Raw genomic sequence first — 9097 nt, 5'->3', positions numbered from 1 at the left:
TGGAAGCCTGCCCGCAGGCGATTGTCGCACGCGTAAACTTTTACGGCTGGAGTCTTTCCGGTCAACGCAGTTTGGGGGAGTTCTTCTTCTATAACTTGAAAGAAGGCAGGCCGGTCAGTGGCTTTACGGATGTGTTCTTTTGTCCGTTGGAAGCCACTCAACTGGCTGATCTTTTATTACGGCTGGTGAAAAAGGGTGCGGAGGGGTTGTTTCATGTCGTCAGCAGTGAGTGTCAGTCCAAATATCAGTTTGGGGTGAGTATCGCCCGTCGTTTTGGACTGGATGAAAGCCTGATTGAGCCGGTTTCGGTGATGGAAGGCGGGCTGGTTGCGCGTCGTTCGCCGAATTTGCGCCTGCGCACCGAGAAACTCTGTGCCGCCCTGGGCGAACCGCCGCCCAATCAGGCTGCCGCGCTGGATCGTTTTTATCAATTGTATTTAGACGGCTATCCGCAGCGGGTACGCTCGCTGGCGGACGGCCGCTTGACACAATCGGTCTAATTTCTGTAAAGAAGGAGACGGCAAGATGTCTGTTGAAATCAAAATTGGAAATCGTCTGATCGGGGATGAGCATCCCACCTACTTTGTGGCGGATATTGCCGCCAACCATGACGGCAGTCTGGAACGTGCCAAGTACCTGATAAAACTTGCCAAACAGGCTGGCGCCGATGCCGCCAAATTCCAGAACTTTGCTGCGCCGAAAATTGTTTCGGATTACGGCTTCAAATCGCTGGGATCTCAGCAATCTCATCAAGCCAGCTGGAAACGCTCGGTGTTTGAAGTCTATCAATCGGCTTCCATTCCGTTTGAGTGGACCTATGAATTGAAGAAAACCTGTGAGGAAGTCGGTATAGACTATTTCTCCGCTCCCTACGATTTTGAGGCGATTGATTTTCTGGATGAACACATGCCGGTTTACAAAATTGGCTCCGGCGATATTGACTGGCTGGAAGCCATCGAGCGGATTGCCCGCAAAGGCAAACCGGTCTTTCTGGCGACCGGTGCGGCGGATATTGGCGATGTTCAGCGCGCCGTGCATACGGTTCTGGCGCTTAACCCGCAACTGGTGCTGATGCAGTGCAACACCAACTACACCGGCAGTGTGGAAAACTTCAAATACGTTCACCTGAACGTGCTGAAAACCTATCGTGCCATGTTCCCGAATGTGGTACTGGGTCTTTCTGACCACACCCCCGGTCATGCGGCCGTGTTGGGAGCGGTGGCGCTGGGGGCGCGGGTGGTGGAAAAACACTTCACCGACGATAACACCCGCGAAGGCCCCGACCATGCCTTTGCGCTTGATCCGATTGCATGGGAAGAAATGGTCAGACGCACGCGCGAGCTGGAAATGGCGCTGGGAGATGGAGACAAGCGGGTTGCCGAAAATGAGCGCGAAACGGTGATTTTACAACGCCGCTGCCTGCGTGCTGCCCGTGATATTCGTGCCGGAGAAGTCATCACCCGTGAGATGATTGATGTGTTACGCCCGGCCACCCCCGGGGCCATTCTGCCGCCGGAGATTGACCGTGTGATCGGCACAAAAGCCCTGCGCGATCTGCCGTTTGGTAAGGAAATTCGCTGGACGGATTTGGGCGATTGAAAGTTCTGTACTTCTCGCGCGATTATACGCCGCACGACCACCGCTTTTTGAGCGCGCTGGCGCAAACGCCGCACACCATTTACTACCTGCGGCTGGAACGGCAATCCCGTCAACTGGAAGACCGCCCGCTGCCGCCGCAGGTGGAGCAGGTGGTCTGGCAGGGCGGACGTCAACCGGTTGGATGGCGGGATTATCCGCGCCTGTTGGCGGACCTGCGGCGCGTGATCCGTCGGCTTCAGCCGGATGTGATTCACGCCGGGCCGATTCAATCGGCTGCTTTTCTGGCGGCTTTGAGCGGCTTCCATCCGCTGGTCAGTATGTCGTGGGGTTCGGATTTGCTGCTGGATGCTGACCGCTCGGCGTGGATGCGCTGGGTCACCCGCTTTACCTTGCGGCGCACCACTGTACTGGCAGCCGACTGCCGCACCGTATTAGAGAAGGCCGCTCAATTCGGTTTTCCACCCCAACGGGTGGTGCTCTTTCCGTGGGGAGTGGACCTTGCCCGCTTTCAGCCCGGCAGGGCAGACGCGTTTCGGGCAAGGCGCGGATGGCAAGATGCGTTTGTGGTGCTTTCGCTGCGCACCTGGGAGCCGCTGTATGGGGTGGATGTGGTGGCGCGCGGCTTTGCGCGGGCTGCCCGCCAGAATCCGCGTCTGCGCCTGTTGCTGCTGGGCGGCGGCTCACAGGCCGGCCTGATCCGTTCAATCTTTGAGCAGGAAGGCGTGCAAGAGCAGGTCTTTTTTGGCGGTCAGGTTAACGGCGATGACCTGCCGCAGTATTATCAGGCAGCAGATTTGTACGTGAGCGCCTCGCATAGCGACGGTTCTTCGGTTTCCCTGATGGAAGCGCTGGCCAGCGGTTTGCCGGTGCTGGTTTCGGATATTCCTTCCAACCGGGAATGGATTACGCCCGGGCGCGAGGGCTGGTTGTTTGCCGATGGGGATGACCGCGCTTTAAGTGAAGGTATTTTGCGGGCTGCCGGTCAGCCGGAGGGGTTGAAAGAGATGCGCCTTGCCGCCCGCCGACTGGCGGAAGAGCGCGCCAACTGGCAGGTCAACTTCCAGCGACTGCTGGATGCCTATCAACTGGCGCTAGAGATTGAACAATTGTCCGCATCATTGCACCCAAGCCCATTGAAGGAGCAGGAGTAAATGACTTCAATCCAACCGCAGGTGGTTGCCATCGTTCAGGGACGGATGACTTCCAGTCGTCTGCCGGGCAAGATTCTGGCGGATTTGGGCGGCAAGCCCATGCTTGCCCATGTGGTCGAGCGGGTTCGTCTGGCGCAGACTGTTCAGCGGGTGGTGGTGGCCACCACCAGTGACACCAGCGATGACCCGGTTGCCGAATTCTGCCGGGCGCAGGGGTATGATTGTTTTCGCGGCAGCCTGTTCGATGTGCTCGACCGCTTCTACCAGACGGCGCGGGCATACGCTGCGGATGTCATCGTGCGCATTACCGCCGACTGCCCGCTGATTGACCCGCTGGTCATTGACCAAACGGTTGAGGCCTTCTTTCAATATCAGGTGGATTTTGCTGCCAACCGTCTGCCGCCGCCGTGGAAACGCACTTTTCCAATCGGGCTGGATACGGAAGTGTGCAGCTTTACGGCGCTGGAACGCGCCTGGCGTGAAGCCGCTCAACCGCACGAACGCGAGCATGTCATGCCCTATCTTTACGAAGAAGAAGGTCGTTTCAAGGTGCATGTCATCCATGCCGGGCAGGATTACGGTGACCTGCGCTGGACGGTGGACACTGCCGAAGATTTAACCGCCATGCGGGCTTTGTTTGCCCTCTTTCAAAATAATCCCCCGCTCTCCTGGCTGGAGGTGCTGCCGGTCTGGCTGCAGCACCCGGAAGTTCAGTCGTTGAATGCCGGCGTGCAGCATCACTGGTTTAATGAATTTGACGAGCGGTTTGGCAAACGGGAGAAATAAAGAATGCCGTTGTTGACCATCTTCACCGCCCCAAAGCCATTCACCAACCCGCACATTGCAATGATTCAGCGCAATGCGCTGCGCTCCTGGCTGGCGCTGGGTGAGGAAGTGGAGGTTCTGGTGATTGGCGAGGAGGAGGGGCTGGCCGAAACGGCTGCCGAACTCGGCATCCGCCATTTGCCGCAGGTGGAACGCAGTGCTTATGGCACGCCACTGGTTTCTTCCATGTTTGCGCTGGCTCGCCATTCCAATGCCCCGTTATTGTGCTGTGTGAATGCAGATATTATCCTGACTTCGGATATTCTCAACGCGGGGCGCAATTTGCTGGCAACGCGGCAACGTTTTCTGGTAGTGGGACAGCGTTGGGATTTGGATGTGGATGAACCGCTGGACTTTTCGGCAGGATGGCAGGAGCGGCTGCGTGAACGAGTCCGTCATGAGGGAAAGCTGCACAAGGCTACCGGCTCGGATTATTTTCTCTTTCCGCGTGAGTGTTTTAATGATATACCGGCTTTTGCCATCGGACGCGCCGGCTGGGATAACTGGATGATTTACGCCGGACGCTCACAGGGCTTTCCGGTGGTGGATGCCTCAAAGGATGTCTTCATTGTGCATCAAAATCACGATTACAGTCATTTACCGGGCGGTCAGCCGCATTATAAACATCCGGAAACGTTGGAAAATGTCCGGCTGGCAGGGGGCAGACGCACCATCTTTGAACTGAGCGATGTGAGCCATCACCTGGTCAATGGAAAACTGGTACGACCTCCGTTTTCGTGGCGGCGTTTCTGGCGTGAGGTAGAAATTTTCCCATTGATTAAATTGCACTCCTATCCACTGGCGGTAGGGCTTTATTTCCTGCTTCACCCACGTAAAGCCTACCGCGAGTACCGTGAAGGCAGGTTGTAGGGAGGGACTTATGCGGCAAGGACAAAACCCGGCAAAACTGGATATGCCTGCTTACCAGCCTCAGCGCCTGGCAATTGCCACACTGGTGTATATTCCCTTTCAGGAGGGTTATTTCGCCCATTCTCTGGAAGTGTTTCTTTATCATCTTGCCAGTGTGCATCAATACACCTCAGAACCATTTAATTATCTGGTGTTTGATAACGGCAGTTGTGCTGAGGTAAAACGCGAGTTGCAATCTTTACATGAAACCGGCTGGATTGACTGGCTGGTGCTTTCGCAGCACAATCTGGGCAAAACCGGCGCTTTGAATTTCATCCTGTCCGGTATTCCCAATCAGTGGGTTTGTTACACCGATTCGGACATGCTTTTCCGCCCCGGCTGGCTGGAAGAATCGTGGAAGATCGAAGCAAACTTTCCCAATATCGGCATGATTGGCGCACAGGTGGTCTTTCCCGACTGGGAGGAGGATAAGGGCAATACGGCTTTTCGGAAAACGACTGACGCGCGTTTTCACTTTGATCAGGTGCAGCCTGAAGACTGGATTCTGGATGAATACTGCCGCGGGCGGGGAATCAGCGGCGAACGGGAGAAAGTTTACCGCAGAATGCAGCTGGATCGGGTGACGAACACTGAAACTGGTGTGCAAGCCTTTCTGGGCGGCAATTCTCATCAGCAGTTCTTAGCGCGGCGTGCGGTGCTGCAGGAAATTCTACCCTTGCCGGCTTCCCTGCAGCTTTCCCGCAAAGAAGATACTTATCAGGATGTGGAACTGGACCGGCGTGGTTACCTGCACCTGACCACTACCCGTCCGTATCTTTATCACATGGGCAATGTCGTGGATGAGGCGCTGCGTCCCGAACTGGAAAAATTACGCCTGCCGGAAAATGTGAAACCCCCTACACTGAAAAAAACTCACACTTCGCAAAAACTGCATCCAGTAGAGCGAATACTTTTTTGGCTGGCGGGTAAACCCGCTTTGCGCCGCCGGCTGGTGCGCCTGTATCAATTTCTGCATCGTACCCTTTCTGAGGTTTCGTGAAATGCGCATTGGTCAGAACCCTGCCAAATTCGTCAAAGATGTAGCCCGACCCGAACGCATCACAGTTGCTGTGCTGAGTTATATTCCTTTTCTGAGCGGTTTTTATGCCGAAACACTGGATGTGTTGAAGGTTTGCCTTGACTCGGCACGCAAGGATGCCGGACTGCCGTTTGACCTGCTGGTGTTCGATAACGGTTCGTGTGCCGAGGTACAGGACTGGCTGCTGGCTGAACAGCGTGCGGGTAACATCCAGTACCTGATTCTTTCCGAAAAGAATCTCGGCAAAGGCGGGGCGTGGAATATCATCCTCAGTGGTGCGCCGGGCGAAATCATTGCCTATGCTGACAGTGATGTGTTGTTCTACCCCGGTTGGTTGAGTGAGAGTGTGCGATTGCTGGAAACTTTTCCAAATGTGGGCATGGTGACGGCGCGTCCCTTCCGTACCAACCCGGAATTTTACAGCAGTACACTGGCATGGGCAGAAGCCCAGCCGGATGTGCAGGTCGAACGCGGGCATTTCATTCCGTGGGAGGTTTTTCTCGAATTTGATCTCAGTCTGGGACAAAATGAGGAAGAAATCCGCCAGCGGTACGAAACTACGCAGGATGTGCGGCTGACCTACCGCGGCGTGCAGGCGATTGCCGGCGCATCCCACTGGCAATTTGCGGCTTATAAGTCCACCCTGGCACAGTTTCTGCCTTTTGAGATGAATCGCCCAATGGGACAGGTTAAACAACTGGATCAGCGTATGAACGAAGCCGGTTTGCTGCGGCTGATGCCCACCCGACCGTATGCAATGAACCTGAGCAATACCTTGCGCGGCTTGAAGGCGGAAAAGCCGGTGCAGCAGCCCCGTGAAGCCATGCGCCGCCATGCCCTGCTGGATTTCCCCCCGCTGCGCCGTCTTCTGCTGGCGCTGTACGATTCAATTTTCCGCTGGTATTATGACCGCCAGTGATAACGGGAGATGAAATCTTACTTTCTATGACGAAGAAACGCATTTTCATCAGTGCTGACCATGGTCTGGCGGTGGTTTACTTCCTGCAAACGGACGTGCTGCCCACCCTGCTGCAGGGCGGTGTTGAAGTGGTGCTGCTGACCGATGACGGGCTGGTTGAGCAAATTCAGCGCCGCTTTGGGCAGCCGGGCCTGACGGTGGAGGGTTTGCGTCTCAGGCAGGCGCGCCACTACTTCGAGAATCACGACCACAGCCTGCAATACTGGCTGCACTTTTTGCGCTGGATGGGCGGCTCGCGGCGCATCAACACCAATGCCATGGACGGCCACCTGCGGCAGATGCAGCATGAAACCTCGCGGCGCGGTAAACTGCTGATGCCTTTCATTCGTGCGGCAACTGCCCTGCTGCGAAATTCAGCGCCTGCCCGGCGGGCGCTGATCGGGCTGCAAATGCGCTATACACCGCAAATTTACCGCGACCTGTTCGAGAAGTATCAACCCTCACTGGTGGTCGCCAGCACCCCCGGCTGGCGTTTGGACCGCTATCTGCTGCGTGAGGCGGCGCAGCGCGGGGTGCGCACCGCAACCGCCATTATCGGTTGGGATAACCCCAGCAGTTACCGTCTGCCCGGCGCGCCGGTGGATTACGCCACCTGCTGGTCGGAAATTCAAAAAGAAGAACTGGTGCTGGGTTCAGACTGGCAGCCGGAACGGGTCAACATCGGCGGCATACCTACCTATGATGGCTACTTCCGCAAGCAGTGGCAGATGAGCCGTGAGGAATACTTTGCCCTGCACGGGCTTGACCCGCAGCGAAAATTGCTGGCGTATGCTTCCAGTTTTGTTACCTTTGCGCCCAATTACCCCAATATCGAAGCCCTGGCGCGGCTGGTGGCCGAAGAACGGCTGGTACAGCCGGCCCAGCTGCTCATCCGCTTGCACCCCAATCATTTCATCCCCGGTTCGCTCTACGAAAAAGAGGCGTACCGCGTTCGTCAACTGGTGCGGGAATTGCCTCATGTTCATCTGGTCGAGCCGGTGCCGTTGGGCGGAGAATTGGGGTATTACTCCGGCGAGGACATGCCGGAAAAATCCTCAATGATGGCGCACGCGGATGTCTTCCTGACTGTCTATTCCACCATGGTGGTGGAAACTGCCATTCACGACCGGCCGATCGTCAGTGTTTGCATTGATACACCCGGCGGCTGGAACACGCCCGGTAAGTTTTCACTGGCGCTTTCGGAAATTGCCGAATGGCCGACTCATTTGCGTTTCCGTCAGGCGGGCGCCGGGCGGGTGGCCTTGAATGCCGATCAGGTGTGCGAAGCGGTCAATTTTTACCTGACTCAGCCCAATGCCGACCGCGAGGCACGCCGCCGCTTCGTCGAACGCGAGGTTACGTTTACCGATGGCAGCGCCGGAAGGCGCACGGCTGAATATCTGCTTTCTCTGGTATGAGGATACAATGAGGTTTTTGATTGCCGGCTTTGGTTCGATTGGACGCAGGCATTTACGCAACCTGCTTGCGCTGGGTGAGCGTGATATCGTCCTCTACCGCACACACCGCTCCACCCTGCCAACCGATGAAATTGAGCAATTTCCCACCGAATCCAGTCTGGAGGCTGCCCTGGGTCACCGCCCGGATGCAGTGATCATCTCCAACCCGACCGCCCTGCACCTTTCGGTGGCGATTCCGGCAGCCCGACAGGGTTGTCACATCCTCATGGAAAAACCGATTTCCCATGATTTGAATGGGTTAGATGAATTGCGCCGGGCATTGCAGCAGGGCGGCGGACAGCTGCTGATGGGTTTTCAATTTCGCTTTCACCCCACCCTGCGCACGGCTGCGGGGGTGATTGCGGCGGGTGAAATTGGGCGTCCGCTGGCGGTGCGGGCGCACTGGGGCGAATACCTGCCCAACTGGCACCCCTGGGAGGATTACCGCCAGAGTTACGCTGCCCGGCCGGAACTGGGCGGCGGGGTTATCCTGACCCTTTGTCACCCATTCGATTATTTGCGGATGATTGTGGGAGAAATCAACTCGGTCAGCGCCATGACCGCTTCGATTCCTGAATTGGACTTGAATCTGGACGCGGTCGCCGAAATTTTATTGGGCTTCCAGAATCAGGCGATTGGGAATGTGCATCTGGACTACATCCAGCAGCCAGCTCAGCACACTTTGCAGATCATCGGCAGCGAAGGCGTATTGAACTGGGACAATGCCAGCGGCCTTTTGAGCTGGCAGCGGGTTGGTGAACCTCAGCCGCATCAGGCTCACCCGCCAGCCGATTTTGAGCGCAACTGGATGTTCCTGGCACAGATGCGCCATTTTTTGGAAGTGGTGCGCGGCGAAGCCGAGCCGCTTTGTACGCTGGCGGACGGCGAGCGTGCCCTGCAAATCGCGCTGGCAGCGCTGGACTCGGCCCGCCAGCACCGTGAGATTACTCTTTAAGGATGGGATTCATGCCAAATCAACACCGGCTTATCTGGATAATGCTCATGGGTTTGGGATTGATTGCGCTGGCCCTTCTGACTGCCTGTCAGCCGAGCCAGCCGTTGACTCCAACCGAGGACATTCAAGCAACCGCTTTATCCATGGCACAAACTGCCCTTTTCCCCACCCCCAGCCCAACTCAGGCTTTCACCCCTATCCTGC

The 9097-nt window shown here is 56.6% G+C and carries 10 protein-coding genes; all 10 read left to right on the top strand.

Annotated features, from left to right (window positions below; all coding sequences use genetic code 11):
* A partial coding sequence (locus tag ACWIZX_RS01565) for a sugar nucleotide-binding protein (protein WP_448334607.1) occupies nt 1-500 on the top strand: 500 nt, incomplete at its 5' end.
* Nucleotides 501-525: 25 nt separating this feature from the next.
* Nucleotides 526-1599 carry an N-acetylneuraminate synthase family protein gene (locus ACWIZX_RS01560; RefSeq protein ID WP_448334606.1) on the top strand — a complete coding sequence of 358 codons (1074 nt, stop codon included), beginning with the start codon at nt 526-528 and terminating at the stop codon, nt 1597-1599.
* Nucleotides 1596-2750, top strand: a complete 1155-nt coding sequence (locus tag ACWIZX_RS01555; protein ID WP_448334605.1) for a glycosyltransferase — start codon at nt 1596-1598, stop codon at nt 2748-2750. Before ACWIZX_RS01560 ends, ACWIZX_RS01555 begins: the two co-directional genes overlap by 4 nt.
* Nucleotides 2751-3536, top strand: a complete 786-nt coding sequence (locus tag ACWIZX_RS01550; protein WP_322793442.1) for a glycosyltransferase family protein — start codon at nt 2751-2753, stop codon at nt 3534-3536.
* A 3-nt stretch (nt 3537-3539) separates the two neighbouring features.
* On the top strand, nt 3540-4445 hold the full coding sequence (locus ACWIZX_RS01545) for a hypothetical protein (protein ID WP_322793443.1): 906 nt from the start codon (nt 3540-3542) through the stop codon (nt 4443-4445).
* Nucleotides 4446-4455: 10 nt separating this feature from the next.
* On the top strand, nt 4456-5484 hold the full coding sequence (locus ACWIZX_RS01540; RefSeq protein WP_322793444.1) for a glycosyltransferase family A protein: 1029 nt from the start codon (nt 4456-4458) through the stop codon (nt 5482-5484).
* Between the two features lies 1 nt (nt 5485).
* The gene (locus ACWIZX_RS01535; protein WP_448334604.1) at nt 5486-6442 is read left to right on the top strand and encodes a glycosyltransferase family A protein; all 957 of its coding nucleotides are present in this window, start codon (nt 5486-5488) and stop codon (nt 6440-6442) included.
* Between the two features lie 26 nt (nt 6443-6468).
* Entirely contained in the window at nt 6469-7899 is a 1431-nt protein-coding gene (locus ACWIZX_RS01530; RefSeq protein WP_448334603.1) for a hypothetical protein, read from the top strand.
* A gap of 7 nt (nt 7900-7906) precedes the next feature.
* Nucleotides 7907-8893 carry a Gfo/Idh/MocA family protein gene (locus tag ACWIZX_RS01525; RefSeq protein WP_322793905.1) on the top strand — a complete coding sequence of 329 codons (987 nt, stop codon included), beginning with the start codon at nt 7907-7909 and terminating at the stop codon, nt 8891-8893.
* 11 nt (nt 8894-8904) lie between these two features.
* Nucleotides 8905-9097, top strand: a 193-nt coding sequence (locus ACWIZX_RS01520; protein ID WP_448334602.1) for a hypothetical protein, incomplete at its 3' end; no start/stop codon positions are given.

The organism is Bellilinea sp. (genome assembly GCF_053501535.1).
Note: the sequence above shows the minus strand (reverse complement) of the source record. Positions and strands in the feature narration are given on the sequence as shown.